General features: G+C 60.2%; 1 protein-coding gene. It reads right to left on the bottom strand.

Going from position 1 to position 553, the window contains the following annotated elements; translation table 11 throughout:
* A partial coding sequence (locus MBENS4_RS23770; RefSeq protein ID WP_039396946.1) for an IS6 family transposase occupies positions 1 to 487 on the bottom strand: 487 nt, incomplete at its 3' end.
* Positions 488 to 553 lie beyond the last annotated feature (66 nt).

Below are 553 nucleotides of genomic sequence, written 5' to 3'. Positions count from 1 at the left end.
GCCGGTGTTCGGTTTCCAGGGCGAGCTTCCCTTCTCGTTTCAACTCGGCGATTGCGACGCCGTAGCTGGGGGCCTTGTCGGTGTTGAGTTTCGTTGGTTTCTCCCAGCCCTTCAGCCCGCGAAGGGCCTTTCCCAGAAAGCGCTTCGCGGCTTTGGCGCTGCGGGTCGACGAGAGGAAGAAGTCGATCGTGTCGCCCCTTTTGTCGACCGCCCGGTACAGGTAGGTCCATTTGCCCCGAACCTTGACGTAGGTCTCATCCAGACGCCAGCTCGGATCAAAGCCTCGCCGCCAGAACCAGCGCAACCGCTTCTCCATCTCCGGCGCATAGCGCTGCACCCAGCGATAGATGGTCGTGTGATCGACATCGATGCCACGTTCCGCCAGCATTTCCTCGAGATCGCGGTAGCTGATGCCGTACCGGCAGTACCAGCGGACCGCCCATAGGATGACCTCGCCGGTAAAATGCCGCCCTTTGAAATCGTCCATCACAACCGACCTTACCAATCCAAGGGCCCAACCTTGGCAACCGCATCAGAGTTTGCAACAGAGCCC

Source organism: Novosphingobium sp. MBES04 (assembly GCF_000813185.1).
GTDB classification, from domain to species: Bacteria; Pseudomonadota; Alphaproteobacteria; order Sphingomonadales; family Sphingomonadaceae; genus Novosphingobium; species Novosphingobium decolorationis.
The sequence above is the reverse complement of the archived record's forward strand: the minus strand, read 5'-3'. Positions and strand labels throughout refer to the sequence as shown.